At 38.3% G+C, this 20,589-nt stretch carries 24 protein-coding genes; 23 read left to right on the top strand and 1 reads right to left on the bottom strand.

The window, feature by feature from the left end:
- Positions 1-23: 23 nt before the first annotated feature.
- The 17 genes from ACIQ1H_RS09375 (at position 24) to ACIQ1H_RS09295 (ending at position 12,275) form a co-directional block, all read left to right on the top strand.
- Positions 24-617, top strand: a complete 594-nt coding sequence (locus tag ACIQ1H_RS09375) for a hypothetical protein (protein WP_402888305.1) — start codon at positions 24-26, stop codon at positions 615-617.
- Positions 617-1,867: a DUF2800 domain-containing protein gene (locus ACIQ1H_RS09370; RefSeq protein ID WP_402888303.1), complete on the top strand. Its 1,251-nt coding sequence runs from the start codon at positions 617-619 to the stop codon at positions 1,865-1,867. The genes ACIQ1H_RS09375 and ACIQ1H_RS09370 overlap by 1 nt, the downstream gene beginning before the upstream one ends.
- 39 nt (positions 1,868-1,906) lie before the next feature.
- Positions 1,907-2,152: a LexA family protein gene (locus ACIQ1H_RS09365; RefSeq protein WP_402888301.1), complete on the top strand. Its 246-nt coding sequence runs from the start codon at positions 1,907-1,909 to the stop codon at positions 2,150-2,152.
- Positions 2,153-2,166: 14 nt separating this feature from the next.
- Positions 2,167-2,397, top strand: coding sequence for a hypothetical protein (locus tag ACIQ1H_RS09360; protein WP_402888299.1), 231 nt, complete (start codon positions 2,167-2,169; stop codon positions 2,395-2,397).
- Between the two features lie 117 nt (positions 2,398-2,514).
- Positions 2,515-3,084 (top strand): DUF2815 family protein, encoded by a 570-nt coding sequence (locus tag ACIQ1H_RS09355; RefSeq protein ID WP_402888583.1) that lies wholly within the window; start codon positions 2,515-2,517, stop codon positions 3,082-3,084.
- Positions 3,085-3,416: 332 nt separating this feature from the next.
- Positions 3,417-3,692 carry a beta barrel domain-containing protein gene (locus ACIQ1H_RS09350; protein WP_402888297.1) on the top strand — a complete coding sequence of 92 codons (276 nt, stop codon included), beginning with the start codon at positions 3,417-3,419 and terminating at the stop codon, positions 3,690-3,692.
- On the top strand, positions 3,679-4,110 hold the full coding sequence (locus ACIQ1H_RS09345) for a YopX family protein (RefSeq protein ID WP_402888295.1): 432 nt from the start codon (positions 3,679-3,681) through the stop codon (positions 4,108-4,110). Before ACIQ1H_RS09350 ends, ACIQ1H_RS09345 begins: the two co-directional genes overlap by 14 nt.
- Positions 4,107-6,104 (top strand): DNA polymerase, encoded by a 1,998-nt coding sequence (locus tag ACIQ1H_RS09340; RefSeq protein ID WP_402888293.1) that lies wholly within the window; start codon positions 4,107-4,109, stop codon positions 6,102-6,104. The genes ACIQ1H_RS09345 and ACIQ1H_RS09340 overlap by 4 nt, the downstream gene beginning before the upstream one ends.
- A 10-nt stretch (positions 6,105-6,114) precedes the next feature.
- Positions 6,115-6,597 carry a hypothetical protein gene (locus tag ACIQ1H_RS09335; RefSeq protein ID WP_402888292.1) on the top strand — a complete coding sequence of 161 codons (483 nt, stop codon included), beginning with the start codon at positions 6,115-6,117 and terminating at the stop codon, positions 6,595-6,597.
- On the top strand, positions 6,587-7,108 hold the full coding sequence (locus ACIQ1H_RS09330; RefSeq protein ID WP_402888290.1) for a hypothetical protein: 522 nt from the start codon (positions 6,587-6,589) through the stop codon (positions 7,106-7,108). The genes ACIQ1H_RS09335 and ACIQ1H_RS09330 overlap by 11 nt, the downstream gene beginning before the upstream one ends.
- Positions 7,090-7,689, top strand: coding sequence for a hypothetical protein (locus ACIQ1H_RS09325; RefSeq protein ID WP_402888288.1), 600 nt, complete (start codon positions 7,090-7,092; stop codon positions 7,687-7,689). Before ACIQ1H_RS09330 ends, ACIQ1H_RS09325 begins: the two co-directional genes overlap by 19 nt.
- 1,029 nt (positions 7,690-8,718) lie before the next feature.
- On the top strand, positions 8,719-9,234 hold the full coding sequence (locus tag ACIQ1H_RS09320; RefSeq protein WP_402888286.1) for a hypothetical protein: 516 nt from the start codon (positions 8,719-8,721) through the stop codon (positions 9,232-9,234).
- A gap of 14 nt (positions 9,235-9,248) precedes the next feature.
- Positions 9,249-10,301 (top strand): dUTP diphosphatase, encoded by a 1,053-nt coding sequence (locus ACIQ1H_RS09315; protein WP_402888284.1) that lies wholly within the window; start codon positions 9,249-9,251, stop codon positions 10,299-10,301.
- A 51-nt stretch (positions 10,302-10,352) separates the two neighbouring features.
- Positions 10,353-10,715, top strand: a complete 363-nt coding sequence (locus ACIQ1H_RS09310) for a hypothetical protein (RefSeq protein WP_402888282.1) — start codon at positions 10,353-10,355, stop codon at positions 10,713-10,715.
- Position 10,716: 1 nt separating this feature from the next.
- A complete protein-coding gene (locus ACIQ1H_RS09305) occupies positions 10,717-11,097 on the top strand; it encodes a hypothetical protein (protein ID WP_402888281.1) in 381 nt (126 codons plus the stop codon).
- Entirely contained in the window at positions 11,078-11,302 is a 225-nt protein-coding gene (locus ACIQ1H_RS09300) for a hypothetical protein (RefSeq protein ID WP_402888279.1), read from the top strand. Before ACIQ1H_RS09305 ends, ACIQ1H_RS09300 begins: the two co-directional genes overlap by 20 nt.
- Complete coding sequence (locus tag ACIQ1H_RS09295) at positions 11,295-12,275, top strand: DNA-methyltransferase (protein WP_402888277.1); 981 nt, start codon at positions 11,295-11,297, stop codon at positions 12,273-12,275. Before ACIQ1H_RS09300 ends, ACIQ1H_RS09295 begins: the two co-directional genes overlap by 8 nt.
- 45 nt (positions 12,276-12,320) lie before the next feature.
- On the opposite strand, the gene ACIQ1H_RS09290 is transcribed toward ACIQ1H_RS09295, so the two are convergent.
- A complete protein-coding gene (locus ACIQ1H_RS09290) occupies positions 12,321-13,133 on the bottom strand; it encodes a hypothetical protein (protein ID WP_402888275.1) in 813 nt (270 codons plus the stop codon).
- Positions 13,134-13,210: 77 nt separating this feature from the next.
- Between ACIQ1H_RS09290 and ACIQ1H_RS09285 the strand changes: the two genes are divergently transcribed.
- The 6 genes from ACIQ1H_RS09285 (at position 13,211) to ACIQ1H_RS09260 (ending at position 20,584) form a co-directional block, all read left to right on the top strand.
- Positions 13,211-15,715, top strand: a complete 2,505-nt coding sequence (locus ACIQ1H_RS09285) for a virulence-associated E family protein (protein ID WP_402888273.1) — start codon at positions 13,211-13,213, stop codon at positions 15,713-15,715.
- Positions 15,716-16,074: 359 nt separating this feature from the next.
- Positions 16,075-16,359, top strand: a complete 285-nt coding sequence (locus ACIQ1H_RS09280; RefSeq protein WP_402888271.1) for a VRR-NUC domain-containing protein — start codon at positions 16,075-16,077, stop codon at positions 16,357-16,359.
- The gene (locus ACIQ1H_RS09275; protein ID WP_402888269.1) at positions 16,356-17,723 is read left to right on the top strand and encodes a DEAD/DEAH box helicase; all 1,368 of its coding nucleotides are present in this window, start codon (positions 16,356-16,358) and stop codon (positions 17,721-17,723) included. The genes ACIQ1H_RS09280 and ACIQ1H_RS09275 overlap by 4 nt, the downstream gene beginning before the upstream one ends.
- 34 nt (positions 17,724-17,757) lie before the next feature.
- Positions 17,758-18,189, top strand: coding sequence for a sigma factor-like helix-turn-helix DNA-binding protein (locus ACIQ1H_RS09270; protein WP_402888268.1), 432 nt, complete (start codon positions 17,758-17,760; stop codon positions 18,187-18,189).
- A 171-nt stretch (positions 18,190-18,360) separates the two neighbouring features.
- Complete coding sequence (gene terS / locus ACIQ1H_RS09265) at positions 18,361-19,098, top strand: phage terminase small subunit (protein ID WP_402888266.1); 738 nt, start codon at positions 18,361-18,363, stop codon at positions 19,096-19,098.
- 211 nt (positions 19,099-19,309) lie between these two features.
- The gene (locus ACIQ1H_RS09260) at positions 19,310-20,584 is read left to right on the top strand and encodes a PBSX family phage terminase large subunit (protein ID WP_402888265.1); all 1,275 of its coding nucleotides are present in this window, start codon (positions 19,310-19,312) and stop codon (positions 20,582-20,584) included.
- The last annotated feature ends 5 nt before the right edge of the window (positions 20,585-20,589 follow it).

Genomic DNA, 20,589 nt, shown 5'->3' with positions numbered 1-20,589 from the left:
GCACAAAAGGAGAGAAAACAAAAATGAAAATCGAAGTTACTCATGTTATTAAAGCAGATCCACAATTAATTAGTTTATTTGGTGCTGTTCTTTCAGCCCTTGGTACACCATCTGAAAACTTATCTGTTACAGATGCTGTAAAACTAACTAATTCCAAAGCTTCAAAAGAAAAAGAGGAAGTATCTGATGTAGCAGAAAAAACTTTATACTTTGTTCATGAAGGTTCTGGAGCTGCTATTGTAGTGAAAAAAGGTGAGGATATTACTTTCCTTGAAAAAGATATCTTTGATCCAATTTCTAAAGCTGAATACGACAAAATTCAAGCTGATAAAGCTGCACTTGTAGAGAAGGCTAAACAGCAAGCAAAGCAAGAAGCTGAGAGTAAAACAAAAGCTCAAGAAGTTCAAGAAGATGCTGAGCAAACATCTGAATCAGAAGAACACGGAATCACGATTGAGATGGTTCGTGCAGAAGCTACTAAACTTACATCGAATGGCCGCCAAGCAGATTTTAAAGCAATTCTTACATCCTTTGAAGCACCTAAGTTATCTGATGTGCCAGAAGCAAAGTATCCGGATTTATTAGCTGCTATTAAAGAAGCAGTAGGTGAAGCTTAATGACGGGCCATAGCGAAAGAGCGCATGCGCTACTTAGCGCTAGCGGTTCAAAACGATGGTTAGCATGTACACCTTCGGCACGTGCAGAAGGAATCTTCATGCAAGAACTTGAAGCCCAAGGCATCAAAGAGCCTGAAAGCCCATTTGCAGAAGAAGGGACACAAGCTCATGAGTATAGCGAAATCATACTAGACCGTGAACTAGGGGTTATCACTAAGGCACAAGCAACTAGGCGCATCAACAAGTTCAAAAAGGAAAAGCAGTATTACGGCCCTGAAATGGAAGAAATGGTTGAGGTTTATACGGACTTCGTAATGGAACGTGTAAATGCTGCACGACTGGAAACACCAGATGCACTTGTGCTCATTGAGCAACGACTTGATTTCAGTCAATGGGTGCCTAATGGCTTTGGTACAGGTGATGTGCTTATAGTGAGAGACGGAGTACTTGAGATCATTGACTTGAAGTACGGTAAAGGTGTTGCAGTTGATGCCTATGAAAATCCACAAATGAAGTTGTACGCATTAGGCGCTATTACGGCTCATGATGTACTGTACGACATTCAAGAAGTGCACATGACAATTGTACAGCCAAGGCTAGACAGCATCTCTACTTTTGAGATGTCAGCAAAGGATTTATATAAATGGGCCAATGAAGAAGTAAAGCCGAAAGCTGAAATGGCTGATGCAGGTGATGGTGATTATGTTTCAGGTGAGCATTGCAGGTTCTGTAAAATCAAATCTACTTGTAGAGCGAGAGCTGATGAAGCGCTAGAAACAGCTAAAGCAGAATTTGCAGATGACGGCACAATTGATGTAAACACACCTGAACCAGCAACACTTACACCTAAAGAACTAGCTGAAATCTTATTTGTAGTTGATGATATCGAAAAGTGGTGCAAGGATATCAAAGCTTATGCGCTAGATCAAGCACTAAGTGGTACAACGTATGAAGGATTTAAACTTGTAGAAGGACGAAGCAACCGAGCTATCACTAATGAACCTGAAGCTGTGAAGCGTCTACTCGAAAAGGGTGGCGTAACAGAAGATGACTTGTATGCACCACGTAAGCTAGAAAGTATTACAAATCTTGAAAAGAAAGTCGGTAAAAAAGCATTTGCCGAAATATTAGAGGGGGTTATCGTCAAACCACCAGGTAAACCTGTTCTTGTGACTGAAGATGATAAACGTCCTGCAATCCAGTCAGCCGAATCTGCTGCTAGCGATTTTGCTGAAGATTTACTTGATTAAAAACGAAACCGTTGGTTGATTAAAAAGTGAGGTGACAGTATGAACACAACAGTAAAAGGCTTAGGTGATCGTAAGAAACAAATCATTCAATTTATTCACGATTTTAAACAACAGCATACTTACGCGCCTACAGTTCGAGAAATTGCTATTGGTGTCCACCTCGCTTCAACATCAACCGTGCAATCACACATTAATGGATTAGTTGAAAAAGGTTATATCGAGTTAGATAAATCGAAAACTCGTACCATTCGATTAACTGAAAAAGCATTAGTGATAACTAATTGAAAGGTGGTGGAAATATGAAACGCTATTTAATTACAACAAAGGATGTAAGTGGATTTACGGAATCCGATGCAACAAAGTTAGCTGATTCAAAAAATTCTGCTCTTGATTTACTTAGCTTGATATCAAACAACAACGATGATGAGTTAATATCGGTTATCGAAGTTGATGTTTATTCTGCACAGGCCACATTGCTTGAGCCTTTCTTAAATAAAAAATTCAAATTAGATTTACGTGAGAAACAATAGGAGGTCAAACTGATGGGTGAAATTGCAGATTGGCATATCGAGCAGTTCACAAGTGGACGGTGGGCAGTTGGCTCATATAGAACAAAAACAATAAAACCAACATTGGAGGAATTTAAAATGGCTAAACGTGAAGGAACTAAAGTAATTACTAACGAGGCTCGTATGAGTTATGCAAATGTATGGGAACCAAAAGCAATTGAAGGGAACGAACCAAAGTATTCGGTTGCTGTCCTTATCCCTAAAACTGATACAGATACAATCAAAAAAATCAATGAAGCAATCGAAGCTGCTAAGCAAGAAGGTAAAGCGAAGTGGAACGGTAAAATTCCAGGCAACCTTAAAACGCCTTTACGAGATGGTGATGAAGAACGTCCAGATGATGAAACGTATGCAGGACACTACTTCTTCAATGCAACATCCAAAAATAAGCCGGGTATCGTGAAAAAAGGAACTGGTGCAGTGGTTGAGATCACTGACGAGGATGAGTTCTACAGCGGTTGTTTCGGCAAAGTGTCCGTTAACTTCTACCCATTCAATGCTAATGGGAACCGTGGTATTGCTGCTGGATTACAAAACTTACTCAAAACACGTGACGGTGAACGCTTAGCTGGTGGTGCTTCTGCTGAGTCTGACTTCGCTGATGAAGTGGACAACGATTTTGCTGAAGATGGAGATTTACTCGACTAATTAAAACTGCATAAGGAAGGTCTATTTTTGGGCCTTCTTTTCTTTATACCTAAAACCCCTATTAAATAGGAATAAATACAAGTTTTTAGGTGTAACGAAGGGAAGGAGGAATGATTTTATATGGAGCAAAACATTAAAGCTGTTATACCAATGGATCAAATAACTTACAGGCACCATGCACCTAAAGAGGTGATATTGCTGAACTAGATGGGCAACTGTATCAGATAAAAACTAAGTTTAGATACGACCATGAGGCTGAAGAGTTAAAGGTTATGCTCGCACCAATTTATAAAGCATTTAGAAGCTAATTTTAAAGAAAGAAGGTGCAAAGAATGACAGCACAAAAATTTGATGTTGGTCAACGTGTATGGGTGTCAGTACGAAATCGTTTAGAGCAATCAAAACCTTTTATCACTGAATATGTGATTACTAGTGTAAACAAGCTGTACATTTCTGCAAGACCAATTAATCAAATGTACGAGCGTAAATTCCATAAACGTACACTTACGAATACGGCAAAAATTAAATGTAAATATGAGTACAAGCTGTGGGCTGAAGTAGAGGACTTCTGGAAAGCTGTAGAGGAGGGGTATTATGCGAGAGAGTAAATATAGAGCGTGGGACAAGAAACTAAAAGAGATGTTTCCTGTACATGAGCTAGTATTCAATAGGTTTGATGGTGCACCAATCACAATAAAAGGGTACACGCATGACGAGAAAGACGTGTGGAATGTTCATGGCGGCCATAAAATGATGTATGCTAATGCTCCACGTTATGAGTTATTGGAATACACAGGGTTAATGGACAAAAACGACAAAGAAATTTTTGAGGGTGACATCATCTGTTTTGGCGAAGATCCAACGCAGTCGAGAGCAAAAATGACGGTAGATTGGCTGGAAGCTGGATTTGTTTTAACTGCTTATCAAGAAGATTGGGTTTACGATCTAAGAGAGTGCATTCCTAGCACTTTAGAAATAATCGGCAACATTTACGAAAATCCTGAATTGCTAGGTGATTCAGAATGAACACTCTTAATATCGACATAGAAACTTATTCAAGCTATGACCTTAAAAAAGTCGGTGTCTACAAATACTGTGAAGCTCCTGACTTTGAAATACTCATCTTTGCTTATTCAGTGGATGGGCAACCAACAAAAACAGTAGAGCTAGCAAATGGTGAATTTATTCCACCTGAAATCATTGAAGCATTAGTAAATCCGAAAGTGTTAAAGAAAGCATTCAATGCACAGTTTGAACGTGTTGCATTAAGTATGTATTTGAATAAAGAGTACATCGACTTACCTGGCGGGCCAAGAATAAGTAACTATCTAGACCCTAAACAATGGCGCTGTACAATGGTTGATGCCATGAAAGCAGGATTGCCTGCAACATTAAAAGGTGCAGCTCTTGCACTAGAGTTAGATGAACAAAAAGATAGTGCAGGTACACTTCTGATTAACTTTTTCAGTAAACCACGAAAGCCGACCAAGAATGACAAACGCACTCGTAATATGCCTGAAGATGATTTGGAAAAGTGGAATGCATTTGTTGAGTATTGCAGACAAGACGTTGAAACAGAAAAGGCAGTAGGTTATGCAGTGGATCCATACCTTAACCTTGGGAGTAAGTCAGATAAGTTTGAAATGGCACTGTATCACTTAGATCAAGAAATTAACGACAGAGGCGTACTACTGGATATGTCAGTGGTTGACGGAGCACTCGCAATTGATGAAATCTACAAAGCTAAGTTGATGGAGTTGGGCAAAAAAATCACATGGTTAGAGAATCCAAACAGCCCTAAACAGCTTATGGAATGGTTCAAAGATCAAGGTTTAGAGCTTCCTAACCTTACGAAAGACACTGTGAAAACTTACATTCAAAAGACTGATGGTGACATTAAAACAATGCTTGAAATCAGGCAAGAGTTGTCCAAAACAAGTACAGCCAAGTTTGTCACTATGAAAGCTGCTGTTTGTGGGGATGGTCGAGTTAGAGGTTTACTTCAGTTTTACGGTGCTTCTCGTACGGGCAGATGGGCCGGGAGATTGGTACAAGTTCAAAATCTACCACAAAACAAGATATCTGATATTAATATTGCTCGGGAAATAGTTGAAAATTCTGACTTATTAACACTGGAAATGTTATATGACCAAGTACCTTTTGTACTGTCGCAACTTATTCGAACAGCATTCATTCCCGTTAAGGAAAAAACATTCGCAGTTAGTGACTTTAGTGCAATTGAAGCCAGGGTAATTGCTTGGCTTGCAGGAGAGAAATGGCGTTTAGAAGTGTTTAATACTCACGGTAAGATTTATGAAGCATCAGCTGCACAAATGTTTAAAGTGCCAATTGAAACGATTGATAAAGGCTCACCATTACGCCAAAAAGGTAAAGTGGCAGAATTAGCACTCGGCTATCAAGGTGGAGAGAATGCCCTTATCTCGATGGGTGCACTTGATATGGGAATCGCACAATCAGAGCTTAAACCACTGGTTGATGCATGGCGTAAGGCAAACCCTAAAATTAAGAAATTGTGGTGGGACATTGAAACTGCTGCAATGAGAGCTATTGAGAATCCTGGAGAGGTCATTTCGTTTAATAAAGGTATGAAATTCTTTATGCTTCATGGATCACTCATGATGCAGTTACCAAGTGGCCGTAGACTCTGCTATTACAAAGCGAGATTACAAGATCATCCGAAGTTTGAAGGTAAACAAGAAATCGTCTTTTGGGGTGTTGATGGTACATCGAAAGCTTGGTGTGAAACCTCAACTTACGGAGGCAAATTAACCGAAAATGCAGTTCAAGCGATTGCTCGAGACTGCTTAGCAATGTCCATGTTACGACTTGATAAAGAAGGCTATCCAATCGTTATGCATATTCATGATGAAGCTGTGATGGAATCTGACGTTGATACGATTGCAATTATTGAAGAAATCATGGGCCGACCTATCAGCTGGGCAGAGGGGTTGCCTTTAGAAGCTGATGGCTTTGAAACACCATTCTATAAAAAGGATTAGGGGGATGAAAATGAACGCTAGTTTTGAAATGAAATGCAGATGCTGTAGCGCTGGACTTGAAGGAAAGTACTACTACCAAGACCGAATAACTGAAGAAAAAGTTTGCGCGGATTGCGCTGTAGTAAAAATGAAATGGAGTGTTGAAACCTTGGATGATAAAGTGTTCATTCCAAGTAACGATGCAATGTTAATAGCACCAAAAGGAATTAACATTACCGTTCCATTAAAAGGGTTTATTAATTTAGAAGTTAGTCGAGCAATTAGTTTTATTAACAGTCGATTAAACAGGTTAATGAAAGAAGGAATAGCCCAGGGTGCTCCGTTAAGAGCAACTTCAGAAGAAATGAGCTCTACGGTATTATGTGCTGAAATTTCAAACATAGAATCACAGATTGATAAAGCTATCGATGCTGGCGATCGTTACACTTTTCTTGCTTTATCAGGACATTTGAAAGATTTATTAGCCAAGGTCGGTGAAGCAAATGAAGTTTAACGAGTGGATTAGCCAAGAAATAAAACGCTATGAAGTTGAAATTAAGGACTTTAAGAACACAATCGAAGTACGACAAGTTGATTTGAAATCAGAACAGCAGCAAAAGCGTGAAATAGGTCGTAAAAATGATAGCAACAGTAACTTACACGAACAAGCTGATATAAAAATTTCAATTATTAAATCACATATCGAATCCTTAAAATCCAAAATCTATGTTTGTAATAATCGCATTACTGAAGTTAAGAACCTTAACAAAATGAAGCCTGTTCGCTTGAAATCTGGTGCAGTTGTTAACTCCAAAATTGTTGATGAAATGCTTAAGAAGTTAACAGGCAAGTTTTGGTCAATTGAATTCACACAATACCAAGATGGACTACAAATCGCTTATATTAATACGCGGACAGGCTCAAAAGGTAGTTTCAAAGTTTATCTTATGGCTGTCATATCTGATGCCGTTGATCTCCCAGTATTCGAGAAAGGAGAGGTCAAAGAATGTTCGATACACTCATGAAACATGCAAAGCACTTCACAAATTTAGAACATCTAAAAGCATCAGCTCATGTAGTGCACATTGATGAAAACGGTCATCTGTTTATGACTGATTCAATCATAGGTGTACTAGCAAAGGACGTATGTCCTGAAAATCCAATTCGCACGATTGCTTTAGATGGTAAGCCTTCAAAAGTGCCAGTGTTTAAATACTCTCAGTTCTTTGGTTATGAGATAGTAGAAACAATCGAGTTAGATGTAAAGGAAATGCTGCTCTTAACACAAGGGTTGGAAGCAGTGAAAAAGGTTGAAGGTGCTTCATCTTTAGGAGCTATTCGATTTGAAATAGAAGATGATCAATACAAAATATTCTATCAAGGGATTGAGTTTACTAGCACATACGACCTGATGGACAAGAAACCAAATCAGAATGAAGTAAATATTCGCTTTGATGTTTCGTTACTAACAAAAGCTTTCAAGTTACTAAAAGATTTAGGGATACAAACATGTAATATACAGTTTGTAAACAGTATGCGACCTTGCTATTTTAGCTCTGATGATGAACGGGTACGTATAGTCGTCATGCCGTGTAGGTCGTATTAGATATTTATCTTGGTACTCTCACAGTCTTTAGTTACCCTCTTTCGAATGACATTGCTAACGAAGGTAGGGACAGCATTGTAAAAACATCTGGGGCGATGTTTGCCATCCCGATACTAATTTATGTAATTCATTAAAAAAAATATCTAGTATAAATATATTAATAAAAAAAGGGATGAAAGGGCCACTTGACCAGAGTGACCCCAAACCAACAAATCAAGAGGTGTCAAACTAAGAAACTAGCTTAACACTACTATTTATATGCTTGGATTACTATGTTTGTATAGTTCAAAGTCTTTGAAAGAGAAATAAAAAAAGCTATAACGGCGAGGTCGTTATAGCTCCAAAAATGGTGTATGGTGTGCCACGTCTATTATTTCCGATTTTAATGAATTTTAAACATTAAAAATTAAAAAAATAAAAAGGATCACTCCAATTAAGGAAGTGATCAAAATGCAACTAATACCTATTAAGGAGTCAATGGGATGTAACTAATTAAAGGATTAGCTAGGAGTGATTTCTCTACAGCAATTTACCGTACACTTTATTCTATGCAGTTAATAAAGGTCTGGTTAGGCGCTCCATTATTTTTAAAAAAAGCCACAGCATTTGCGTATGCTGCAGCTAAATAATAAAAAAATGTAGGTAGCTGCTATGAACTGAAAGTTGAAATTGGGTTCTCAATCATCAAAACATCATCAAACGTTAGAAGAATTCATAGCAGTTAGAATTCATTTTTAACAAAGCTATTTATTTTTATACAACAATAAGAAAGAAAATAATTAAAAGGGCCATTTGGGATGGTAATGCCCCTTATACCAACTAGTTAGGAGGTGTCAAACTATAAAATAACTTAACACTATTATTTATATGCTTAGGTAAATTGGGTTTTCTAGTTAATAACCTTAAAAAAATAAAAAACTATAGCGTTTGCACAAGCTAAAGCTCAAATTGGTTTATATCCTTTTAGGCTAATCTGGAAAAAAGTATAACATAAAAACAGCAATTTACAAATAGAAAGAAGGGAGCTTTATGGACCGGAATGAAGCAAAAGCCAAACGTAAAAAGTTAGGATTACAAGAACGTAAATTAGCTGAAGCACATTGTGACGTGTGTCCGAAAAAAGGCCAAGATGTTACTGTTTGTGAAGGTTGTCCAATTTTCAGCAAAATAACGAATATTGGGAAGAAGTACATCAATGTAACTAAGCAATATCGGAAAGCTAACCTAATTAAAGAAATCGATGATTCAATCATAGAACCTGTGAAACCGAGAGCGAAATCTGTTGAAGGACTTGCCTGGGATGATTGGAAGCCTACAGCCCAAGCTCATAGCATTAGTAGAAGTCTTTTTATCGCACGTATGAAAATGGGAATGAGCCCCCAGACGGCAGCAACAAAGCCTTTGCAGAATAGGCGCTTTACTAATGAACAAATCTACACTGCACTAAGTAATGGCCTTAGTTACGTTACCATAATCAATAGGGTAAAACGTGGGTGGTCCGTTGAAGATGCTATTACTATACCAGCTCAAATAAGAACACGTTAGAAAGGATTGAACCCATGAACCATGAAGATTTGCATAAAGAACGGTTATTGTTGCTTAAACAGGTCGATGAGTTAACGGATAATAAAAGTACTAATCTGGAAGCATACGGCGCAATTGGTGATTCGTTGATGGTTAACTTAAATAAGTTACGAGCTCTTCGCGCTAAACTACAAGAATTAAAGACTGTATCTAAGGTTAGTCAACAACCAGTACTGGTGAAAAAACTTGAAAGTGAAGGTGTGAAAATGACACAAGCAATTACAGTGGAAATGTACCATGATTTTAAAGCACAGGGATTAACTGACAAAGCTATTCGTGAAAAAGTTGGGCTGGATAACAATAAGTTTTATAAATTTAAACAGGATAACGGACTTATCGGTACGTATGGCAGACAAGCTCAAGCTGAAAGCACGGTAGAAGCTTCATCAACGTTAAGGGAAAAAAGCTTTAAGGCTCCTGTTATTGATACAAGCCGTGTTATTATCCTTGAAAAAGAATTAGGCGATTTAAAATTGCAATTTAAAGAAGCAATGACCTTTATTGAGTCTCTAAAAACGGAGAATGCAGCATTAAATGAACAGCTGTGGGGTATCCGTCTGCAAGAATTATATGCAAAACAGGCAGAGCTTGAAAACTTTATCGCTGAAAAGCATGGGTTAAATATCCAGGATTATTTAGAGGAACAACAGCTCTCAATCTTAGTCGAATTAGCAGAGTCAGCAAACGAGTGGCAAGGTTTCAAGTATTGGAAACAGAACAAGCAAGTTAATCGTGAAAAACTATTAGAAGAAACAGTGGATGTCCTTCATTTAATTTTAGCGCGCGGCATCGCACTAGGATGGTACATCGCAACCATTAAAGCAATAAAGAACAAATCAATTACAGGGCAGTATAAAGCACTTATGCAGACAATTGTAACTGATGAAGAAAGTAACTCTTCGTATGCAATAGCATTTAATCTGTACGCTGGTTTAGTTGAAATGTTAGGCTTTACGTGGTTAGAAGTCGAAGCAGCTTACATTAAAAAGCATCAGAAGAACATCGATAGACAAAATAATGATTACTAGTTTTATTATAAGCAAATTATAAACCGACGGTTTATAATGGGAGGTGGAGTCATGCATCAAAAAGAATATGACAACCTGTTAAGGGAAGTAAAAGAGCTTCGCGAAAAGCTTGTACAGATGGATGAACAACTTCGAGAATATCGTCAGCTTTTATCTAGTAGCGATGCTCTTTTCAAAGATGAGATATACAAAGAGTACAAAGCTTTGCAAACGGATCGCGCAAAGGTTCGCAATGAACTTAAATATAAAAATGTTCGAATTACTGAACTGCAAAGGTTTATGAGCTTTGAACGTAAGAAAGAACGTGAGAAACGTGAAGATGCATTTCATTTTAAGTTCCATGACGCAGCTAAATCTATTTTGAGCGAAGCTGATTATCAACTGATTTTAAAAATGATATTGGAGAGTGAATGAATTGTTTAACCATATAAAAACTTGGCTGGTTAGTAAATTAGGAAGTGAAAAATCAGCCGCAACGGTAGCTGAACAGTATGCTATCGAGTATTACCGAGGTCTTATTCAGTCTCAAACACATTTAATTGTACAACTTGAAGCAAAGATTGCTGCTTATGAATCGCAAAAGTCTAACTCGATACTTGCTGAAGTACAAGCACTTTTCGTGAAGCAAACTGAAAAAGGTATTCGAAAGTATGGAGATACAGTTCGTGCAGATAGTCTCACACAAGTGGAATGGTGTCAACATGCGCTAGAGGAACATGCTGATAGCATGGTGTATTTGATGGCCCTGAAAAAGTCATTAGAGGAGAGTGAAGCAAATGGATTTAAAACAAGCTGAAGCAGTAATCGAACGCCGAGAAAATGGAGATATGGTGTACGAGCAGGAGTACATTGACGCTTTGGAAGTGGTAAAAGATCACATGACTAAACAGGTCACACACTGGAAGAAAGAAGCCCTGTCAGCTCGTACGGCTTTGAAATATGCACAGATGTATAGCCGTACAAGTTTACGAGATTGGAAGGTAGGTGAAGTAAATGGTTGAAAAAGATGAGTCTTTAGAACTGAACAGTATTTATCAAGGTCACTGCCTTGAAGTACTTAAAAAAATCCCTAATGAAAGTGTAAACACGGTTGTTACAAGTCCTCCCTACTGGGGGTTAAGAGATTACGGGGTTGATGGTCAAATAGGTCTTGAAAGTTCTGTAGATGAATATGTATCTGCTCTCGCAGACGTGTTCAGCGAGGTCAAAAGAATACTGAAAAATAACGGTACAGTTTGGCTAAATCTTGGGGATGCCTACGCTGGAAGCAGTAGAGGTAGAAATAGTAATGGAAAAGTAAACGCTGGAATGAACCATTTTCAAAGCAAAGGTCAAGTTGGTGGGATTGTCAAAATTCCTAAGAAAGTGGATGGTTTGAAACCTAAGGATTTAATCGGTTTGCCATGGAGAGTAGCGTTAGCCTTGCAAGCAGATGGATGGTATTTAAGGCAAGACATCATCTGGAATAAACCTAATGCTATGCCTGAATCAGTAAAAGATAGACCAACTAAATCACATGAGTATATTTTTTTATTAAGCAAACGCCCAAAATACTATTATGACTATGAGTCCATTAAAGAGCCAGCAGTTTATGGAACATTAGATGTTAGAGGTTCTGAAGGAGCATTTGGACCATCTCAGAAAGCTAAAAGGACAGACAAGCCTAAGGGCTCATTTGAAGGTAAATATGGCAAAGAGGCTTTTAGAGCTATTAGAGATAAGCGAAATAAACGTTCAGTATGGACAGTTTCTACTAAACCTTTGAAAGAAGCACATTTCGCAACATTTCCTGAAGATTTAATTGAACCCTGTATTTTAGCAGGGTGCCCATTTGGTGGTGTGGTATTGGATCCATTCTTCGGCTCTGGAACAACTGGATTGGTTGCATTGAAACACGGTCGTAATTTTGTTGGTATAGAGCTTAACCCTGAATATATAAAAATAGCAGAGCGGCGATTAAAAGTTTACTTATAAAAAAGAAGCTGATTGGGATTAATCTGACAGCTTCTTATAAAATTATCACTTTGAAATTGTTGTAGCTATAGTAACTAAATTTCTTTTTAATTCATTCATTTTAGTTTTTTTATCCAGCAGCGCTAGTTTTTCATCAAGAATTAATTCAATAGCGTTCTTTGTAACAGAGAAGTATTCTAAACATTCTTCTTCGTTTAATTCATGGATACCTTTACTCAGAATCCCATACAATTCAGGTGTTTCAACCAGAATATTCGGCAATTTATGTTCTAATAGTGCAATCTTTTCTTTCATTCTAGATTGGTTATATTTCTCTTCATCCCAGTTTGGTTCATTTTGAGCTTCTAGATGTTTTTCTTCAATTAAATTTTCGAATATTTTACGCAAGTAAACGTATGAACCAGCACCAATTCCATGAGAATATAAGCCTATTGCTTTTGAAAAGTCTTTGTAATCCTTCTTTAGAAGTTTTTGATACTTTTGAATACCATGTATTTCAATATCAGCTATAGAAGGGTATTGCCCAACTTTTCTTAGGATACTATCAGTAACATCAAAAAAGTAAGTGTAAATATGATTTGGATTTCTTTGACAACACAGAGCAACTTTATAGGGGAGATGGCTATAATTTAGCCTACCAAGTATGGTGTTATCTAGACTTGGACCCTTGTGAACAAATTCATTTTCGAATACTCTAAATATAGCCTCTTTTTTGCACCCAATACAGTAAGAGTCAAAATGAAATCTTTCTTCTCCACAGAGCTTATCTAGTATCTCAGCAGAATCTGCGTCTATTTTTACGGGCTCATATAAACTTAATTTTAAAAATAAATCTTCAAATGAGTATTGAGGTTCCAAAATTATCACCTTTTTTAAACTTATTATAACAAATATTACTTATTTTATATTATTTATTTTAGAAAGGATTGAAACACATGCAGCAGTCAGCAGATAAACCAAAAAAGATTGCAATACAGCATGATGGCATGCTGACGATTGCAACAGCAACATCCCGTAGATCAACAGCATGGAAGAACACAGATATGTCGTACAGTGACTTCCTGAAAAAGCTGTCTACAACTGTAAGAACAAAAGAATCACTTGGAGAGTATATGAAGCTCTCAAAAGACGAGCAGGGCTCCATTAAAGACGTAGGGGGCTTTGTAGGCGGTAGCTTAAAAGGTGGTCGAAGAAAGGCTGATAGCGTAGCCTGGCGTCAGCTAATTACATTAGATGCCGACTTCATTCAAGGCGACTTCTGGGACGGTGTAACAGCGTTCTTTGACAATGCCTGTGCCATTTACAGCACGCACAAGCACACACCTAATAAGCCGCGTATACGCTTAATCATTCCATTGTCACGACCTGTGTCAGCAGAGGAATATGTAGCTGTTGCAAAGAAGCTTGCGGATATTTTCGGGATTGATTATTTCGATGATACAACCTATCAACCGCAGCGTTTAATGTACTGGCCGTCTACAGCGAATGACGCTGAGTATGTATTCGATTATCAGGATGCAAAGTGGTTAGACCCAGCTGAAATTTTAAAAATGTACAACGATTGGCGTGATCCGGCAGAATGGCCTGAATCAAGTCGACAACGTGAGAGCCGAAAGAAAATGGCTGACAAGCAAGGTGACCCATTAACGAAACCTGGTATGGTTGGTGCCTTCTGTCGTACGTACACAATCACTGAAGCAATTGAAACCTTTTTATTAGATGTCTATTCGGATGCTGGAGATGGACGCTATACGTTTAATGGTGGTTCCACAACAGGCGGTCTAGTACTCTATGATGATGTTTTCGCATACAGCCATCACGGTACTGACCCAGTGAGTGAACAGCTGGTAAACGCTTATGATTTGGTCCGATTGCATCTATTTAATGATTTAGATGAAGATGCAAAAGAAGGTACACCAGTCAACAGACTACCTTCAGCAAAAGCCATGAACGATAAAGTTCGTTCTCTTGATAAAGTGAAAATGATGCTCGCAGATGAACGAATAAAAAGTGCTGCTGAGGACTTCGATATTGAAGATGATCCAGAATCAGATAGTGAAGAAAAGCCGCAGGATGATGGGTTGTGGAAGGCGAAATTTGATATTAATAAAGCCGGAGAGCTTGAAGTTACGGCAAAGAATCTAAAGTTGATTTTAGAAAATGATCCGCATCTTAAAGGATGCTTTGCCTTTAACGAGTTTAGTAGACAGCCTGAAGTTCTAAGAGACTTACCTTGGCGTAAGAAAGAAAAGGGTGTTGGCTGGTCCAACGGTGATGATGAGGACTTACGCAACTATTTAGATATGGTTTGGTCGATTACAGGTAGCTCTAAGGTTGCAGATGCGTTAGGCGGTGTTCAGCGTGCAAATACATTCCATCCTGTGCGTGATTACCTGAATAGCTTAGAGTGGGACGGTGTTAACCGTGTTGATACGTTGCTAATTGATTTCTTAGGGGCTAGTGATTCGGAGTATGTTCGTACAGTGACACGCATGACATTGGTTGCAGCAGTTGCACGCATCTACGAACCTGGTTGCAAATACGATTTCATGTTAACGCTTGTCGGACCTCAGGGGCTTGGTAAATCGATGCTGTTTAATATGTTAGGACGTAAATGGTTTAGTGACAGCTTAACATCGATTCATGGTAAAGAAGCTTATGAAAGCTTGCATGGCGTGTGGATTATGGAAATGGGTGAGCTTGCGGCAACAAAGAAAAGTGAAGTCGAAACGATTAAACAATTCTTATCGAAACAGGTTGACCGTTATCGTGTTGCTTATGGTAAACGTCCTGAAGAATTTCCACGTCAATGCATCTTTATTGGTACTACTAATGAACACGAGTTTCTTCGCGACCGAACAGGAAACCGACGGTTTCTACCAGTGGAAGTGCAAGCAAATAGTAAGCGTAAATGGAAAGAGCTTGACTCTGAAAAAGGGAGCTTAGAAATCGATCAGTTATGGGCCGAAGCAGTGCATCTGTATAGAAGTGGATCACCTTTATACTTGGATGAGGCGATGGCAGCCGAGGCACTTAATATGCAGTTAGCCCATACAGTAGAGTCGACATATGCAGGACAAATCCTTAGCTTCTTAGAAAAACCTATTACAACAGATTGGTATAAAAAGTCGATTAACGACCGCAAATTAGCTATGCGAGATAATGATTTTTCTGATGAATTTACAGAGGAAGAAGAGGAGCTTCTTGGAAATAATGAAGCACTTGAAGAGCAGAAACCTGATGCAAGATTACGAGAAAAAGTATGTGCATTAGAAATTTGGTGCGAGTGTTTAGGGAAGGATAGAGGATCTTTTCCAATGCATGAAAGTCGGGAAATAAATTCGATTTTAGCAACTTTACCAGGATGGAAACCTCACAAATCTACACTGAAATTTGGTGGAGAATACGGCACACAGAGAGCATTTATACGTGTTGATTAGTAGCAATTCTTACAAAATGTAGGGTAAACAAACCTTAAAATTAACGGCAACAAAGTCGTAAAACGGCAACAAATGTTAATGCACTAGCGTAATAAGGTGGGTAAACAAAGGCAACAAGGGTAAACGAATATTTTACGTGTCTGTTGCCGTCTTGAACCCTTGCGATTATTGCATTTCTTTATATAAGTAAACAAAGTAAACAAATAATATCTATAGAGTGTATTTATATTAATTAGGCATATAGTATAGGTAATATATGGAATATACATATACCTAATACGCCTAAATCAATAATACTCTATACGTGTGTGTATGTTTGTTGCCTTGTTTACCTTTCACATCGGAGGTTGAAAACAGACATGAGAGAATCGCAAATTGAAAATTATTTGAAACGAGAAATAGAAAAATTAGGAGGGCTTTGTTATAAGTTTGTAAGCCCGGGAAATAGAGGTGTACCTGATCGGCTAATCATTCTTCCAAATGGACAAGTCATTTTTGTAGAGTTAAAAAATGAAACAGGTAAGCTTTCACCGATTCAAGTAAAAACGATAGAAACACTAAAAGAATTAAAGTGTAGAGTTTTTTGTTTGAAATCTAAACCGATGGTTGATAAACTGATAGCAGAATTGAGGGTTGAACTATGACAAACTTCATCCCCCACGCATACCAAAAGGTTGCAATTGATCGAATTATTGAAAACGAGTCCTACGCCTTATTACTAGATATGGGACTTGGTAAAACAGTGTCGACACTAACGGCTGTTGATGAATTAAAAAATGATTACTTTGAAGTCGAAAAGGTGTTAGTGATTGCACCTAAACGTGTGGCAGAAGATACCTGGTCACGAGAGGTTGCCAAATGGGAGCACCTGAGACATTTAAAAATAAGCAAGGTTCTAGGCCCAGAACAACAAAGACGAAAAGCCCTTCAAAAACAGGCTGACATTTACGTGATTAACCGTGAAAATGTTGAATGGCTTGTAACGTACTACGAGAACGGAAAGACTTGGCCGTTTGACATGATGGTCATTGATGAATTATCAAGTTTTAAGAATCCAAGTTCTAAGCGATTTAAAGCACTTCGTAAAGTGAGAACTCGGACGAAACGAGTAGTAGGGTTAACTGGAACGCCAGCACCAAACAGTGTGATTGATTTGTGGTCACAGATTTACTTAATTGACACAGGTGAGCGATTAGAAAAATCATTTACAGCGTACAAGCGTAAGTATTTTATTCAGGATCCATACCGCATCTATCACACAGAATTACGAGAAGGTGCAGAGCAGCAAATTTACGAAAAGATTGATGACGTATGTTTGTCCATGAAAGCGAAAGATTACCTGAAGGATTTACCTGCAGCCGTAATGAATATCGTTGAACTAGACTTAGCGCCAAAAGAGAGAGAACTGTACAATCAGCTGGAAAAGGATTCGTTATTGCAATTTGCAGATGGTGATATTGTGGCGACAACAGCAGCTGTTTTGAGTAATAAGCTCTTACAGCTATCTAGTGGGGCAGCATACAACGATAACGATGGTGTGCAAATCATTCATAGCGTAAAGTTGGATGCCTTAGAAGAGATTGTTGAGGGATCACAAGGTAAGCCTGTTTTAGTTTTTTATAACTACAAACACGATGTAGAACGTATCAAGAAGAAGTTTAAACAAGCAAAAGAACTAGAAGACTCTAATACAATCGAGAAGTGGAACAACGGAGAAATTGAATTACTTTTAGCACATCCAGCAAGCGCAGGCCACGGACTGAACATGCAGGATGGTGGACACACGATTGTATGGTATGGCCTGAGTTGGTCGTTAGAGCTTTACATGCAAGCTAATGCAAGACTTCACCGACAAGGGCAAAAGGAAACTGTCGTAATCCATCACCTAGTGTTAAAAGACAGCATAGACGAGCGCGTAATGAGTGTACTGCAAGGTAAAGAGCAACAGCAGGAAGCGTTGATGGATGCCGTTAAAGCCCGCATGAGCGAGGTGTTGGGTATTGATTGATTTAATCTTAGAATACAAAAAGGCTAAGAAATCTATGGAACGAGATAAGGCAAAGATGGACGACCCTTTGAAGATTGAAATAGCCAATCAAATCATAGCTGATATGGATTATGCGATACGGTGGATGAAAACAGGAGAACAGCCAGATGCATATAGTCGAGCTGTAGAATCAAAGTCAGCCTATTCCCGAAGAGCATTACTAGACCTAGAAATATTCCCTTGTCTTGATATAACGCCTACAGCTGATAGGATCATCAGTGATAATCGTAAACGAGCAGTAATGCAAGTAATTCAACACCTAACTGAACGACAGCTAACATGTTTTTTACTGCATACAGCTCACATGAGAAGCATGCAAGAGATAGCTGATGAGTTAGGGATTGCTAAAAGCACAGTTCAAGAACATCTGGACAATGCAGAAAAGAAAATCAAAAATATTGCTGTAAATATTCAGCTTGAAGTATAACACCCGTACGAAACCCATACGAGCCAACATATATAGTGAAGGGGTAAAATATCGATAAAAATGATGAAAGCCCTACAAATAAGCCATTCACGCATAAAGCGTGGGTGGTTTTTTAGTTAATACGAGTACATAAAAAATCCTAATCAGGAACGGAAGTGAGTTGTTTATGACATGACAAACTGGAACGATATTCGAAACGAATGGGAAACATCAAAGATCACATTAATTGAGCTAGCAGAAAAACATGGAGTAAAAGAGGGAACATTGAAAAGCAGGAAAAGCCGAGAAGGGTGGAAGAAGGTTGCAACCCAAAAAGATGCATCCAAAAATAAAAAGATGCAACCATCCAAAAAAGATGCTACATCTAAACCACCTAGAAAGCGTTCAGGTAACCCGAACCCAAGCCATCGATTTCCGAAGCACAACGACTATGGTAAGACGCATGGACTGTTCGCAAAGTACCTTCCTGACGAAACGCAGGAGATTATTGAAGCGATGAATGCAAAGTCTGCTGCTGACTTAATGTGGGATCAAATCACAATACAATATGCTGCAATCTTACGAGCGCAGAAAATCATGCATGTTGAATCCAAAGACGAAATGATTAAAGAGCTCAAACGTGAGAAGTTGCAAGGCGGTAAAAACCCATCGCAAGAAACTGAATATGAGTTCCAGTTTGCTTGGGAACGACAAGCGCAACTCCTTACAGCTCAATCAAGGGCAATTAGTGAATTGCGTACTTCAATCAACCTTTTTATTAAGCTGGCTGATGAAGCCGATGAAAGACGATTGAAGTTAGAGCATATGCAGCTATCCATTGATAAGACGAAAGTGGAAATCGATAAGCTTGGTAAAGATGAACAAACAGGCCCGATTGAAATTAAAATTGTTGGCAAAAAACGCGACTAAATTTATGCAAGAAATCATGGGAAATAAAATAGTTTAGGCCGAATAAAGCCCAGTAAATCAACAATGTATAAAAATTTGCATAATCAATAAAAATCGCAGTTTTAGAAACGTTGATACAACAGAGTTTGCAAAATTATTAACTTCCGAAAACCAAAATTATGTAAACTTAAAACGAATGTCGTATTCATGAAATGTATAAGGAGTTGAGTATATGTCGCTGTCAGTCGAGAAAGAAGTGAATCCACATTTCGAAGATTTCCTTTTCGACTGGCGTTGTAAAACTCAATTGCTTGTCGGTGGATACGGATCTTCGAAATCCTATCATGTAGCGTTAAAGGTATTCCTAAAATTGCTTGAAGAGAAACGTACCGCTCTAGTCGTTCGTGAAGTTTACGATACGCACAGGGATAGTACGTTTTCTTTGTTTAGTGAAATTATCGAAGATTTGGGACTAGGGGGAAGCGTAAAGACAAGTACCTCACCTATGCAGATTAAGTTTCCGAACGGTTCTAAGATAATTTTTCGAGGTATGGATAAGCCTGAAAAGCTAAAATCTATTAACAACATCTCACTAATTTGGCTAGAGGAATGTAGCGAAATCAAGTATGCAGGTTTTAAAGAGTTGCTTGGGCGTTTACGGCATCCGACACTTGACCTATTTATGATTCTTTCAACCAACCCAGTATCAAAAGGTAACTGGGTATACAAGCATTTCTTCAAGAATGAGATCGAAGAATATTTTGTCTTAGATGATGAGGAGCTATACAAGCAACGAACAATGATTGTAAACAACACGTATTACCATCATTCAACCGCTGACGATAATCTTTTTTTACCTGAAAGTTACATTGGTCAGCTAGATGAAATGGCTTTATACGATCCTGACCTTCACAGAATTGCACGTAAAGGGCGGTTCGGTGTTAATGGTATTCTCGTTCTACCTCAATTCGAAATAAAGCCTCATGATGAAGTGATAGCTGAAATAGCATCTATTCGTAAACCGATACGTAAAAACGGCATGGATTTCGGTTTTGTTGATTCTTACAATGCTGTTTTAAGAATGGTAGTGGATCACGAAAAAAAGTGGTTGTATATCTACGAAGAATACTACAAGCGAGGCATGACGGATGACAAAACAGCAGATGAGCTTGAGGAGTTAGGGCTTAAGAAATCAATTATTAAAGCTGATAACGCTGAGCCGAAAACAATTGCTTATTTTAAACAGCGTGGCTTCCGTATGTATTCCTGTAAAAAGCTCACACGAGTTGAGAATACAAAGAAGATGAAACGTTTTAAGCGCATCATCTGTTCTGATGCTTGCATAAATACGATTCGTGAATTGAAGGAGTTAACATTCAAGAAAGACCCTAAAACTGATGAAATCATTGAGGATGAATTCAATATTGATCCCCATACATTTTCAGCAATGTGGTACGGCTTAGATGACTACGAGGTGGCAAGTGTGAAAGGTGCCAATTCAAAATAAGGAGG

The organism is Lysinibacillus sp. NPDC097279 (assembly GCF_044761745.1).
Taxonomy (GTDB): Bacteria; Bacillota; Bacilli; order Bacillales_A; family Planococcaceae; genus Lysinibacillus.
This window is presented reverse-complemented; position numbering and strand designations above follow the sequence as displayed.

Excerpts from the sequence above, each read along its gene's own strand:
- ACIQ1H_RS09375 (WP_402888305.1), top strand. The coding sequence starts at position 24 with ATGAAAATCGAAGTTACTCATGTTATTAAAGCAGATCCACAATTAATT.
- ACIQ1H_RS09370 (WP_402888303.1), top strand. The coding sequence starts at position 617 with ATGACGGGCCATAGCGAAAGAGCGCATGCGCTACTTAGCGCTAGCGGT.
- ACIQ1H_RS09365 (WP_402888301.1), top strand. The coding sequence starts at position 1,907 with ATGAACACAACAGTAAAAGGCTTAGGTGATCGTAAGAAACAAATCATT.
- ACIQ1H_RS09360 (WP_402888299.1), top strand. The coding sequence starts at position 2,167 with ATGAAACGCTATTTAATTACAACAAAGGATGTAAGTGGATTTACGGAA.
- ACIQ1H_RS09355 (WP_402888583.1), top strand. The coding sequence starts at position 2,515 with ATGGCTAAACGTGAAGGAACTAAAGTAATTACTAACGAGGCTCGTATG.
- ACIQ1H_RS09350 (WP_402888297.1), top strand. The coding sequence starts at position 3,417 with ATGACAGCACAAAAATTTGATGTTGGTCAACGTGTATGGGTGTCAGTA.
- ACIQ1H_RS09345 (WP_402888295.1), top strand. The coding sequence starts at position 3,679 with ATGCGAGAGAGTAAATATAGAGCGTGGGACAAGAAACTAAAAGAGATG.
- ACIQ1H_RS09340 (WP_402888293.1), top strand. The coding sequence starts at position 4,107 with ATGAACACTCTTAATATCGACATAGAAACTTATTCAAGCTATGACCTT.
- ACIQ1H_RS09335 (WP_402888292.1), top strand. The coding sequence starts at position 6,115 with ATGAACGCTAGTTTTGAAATGAAATGCAGATGCTGTAGCGCTGGACTT.
- ACIQ1H_RS09330 (WP_402888290.1), top strand. The coding sequence starts at position 6,587 with ATGAAGTTTAACGAGTGGATTAGCCAAGAAATAAAACGCTATGAAGTT.
- ACIQ1H_RS09325 (WP_402888288.1), top strand. The coding sequence starts at position 7,090 with ATGTTCGATACACTCATGAAACATGCAAAGCACTTCACAAATTTAGAA.
- ACIQ1H_RS09320 (WP_402888286.1), top strand. The coding sequence starts at position 8,719 with ATGGACCGGAATGAAGCAAAAGCCAAACGTAAAAAGTTAGGATTACAA.
- ACIQ1H_RS09315 (WP_402888284.1), top strand. The coding sequence starts at position 9,249 with ATGAACCATGAAGATTTGCATAAAGAACGGTTATTGTTGCTTAAACAG.
- ACIQ1H_RS09310 (WP_402888282.1), top strand. The coding sequence starts at position 10,353 with ATGCATCAAAAAGAATATGACAACCTGTTAAGGGAAGTAAAAGAGCTT.
- ACIQ1H_RS09300 (WP_402888279.1), top strand. The coding sequence starts at position 11,078 with ATGGATTTAAAACAAGCTGAAGCAGTAATCGAACGCCGAGAAAATGGA.
- ACIQ1H_RS09295 (WP_402888277.1), top strand. The coding sequence starts at position 11,295 with ATGGTTGAAAAAGATGAGTCTTTAGAACTGAACAGTATTTATCAAGGT.
- ACIQ1H_RS09285 (WP_402888273.1), top strand. The coding sequence starts at position 13,211 with ATGCAGCAGTCAGCAGATAAACCAAAAAAGATTGCAATACAGCATGAT.
- ACIQ1H_RS09280 (WP_402888271.1), top strand. The coding sequence starts at position 16,075 with ATGAGAGAATCGCAAATTGAAAATTATTTGAAACGAGAAATAGAAAAA.
- ACIQ1H_RS09275 (WP_402888269.1), top strand. The coding sequence starts at position 16,356 with ATGACAAACTTCATCCCCCACGCATACCAAAAGGTTGCAATTGATCGA.
- ACIQ1H_RS09270 (WP_402888268.1), top strand. The coding sequence starts at position 17,758 with ATGGAACGAGATAAGGCAAAGATGGACGACCCTTTGAAGATTGAAATA.
- terS (WP_402888266.1), top strand. The coding sequence starts at position 18,361 with ATGACAAACTGGAACGATATTCGAAACGAATGGGAAACATCAAAGATC.
- ACIQ1H_RS09260 (WP_402888265.1), top strand. The coding sequence starts at position 19,310 with ATGTCGCTGTCAGTCGAGAAAGAAGTGAATCCACATTTCGAAGATTTC.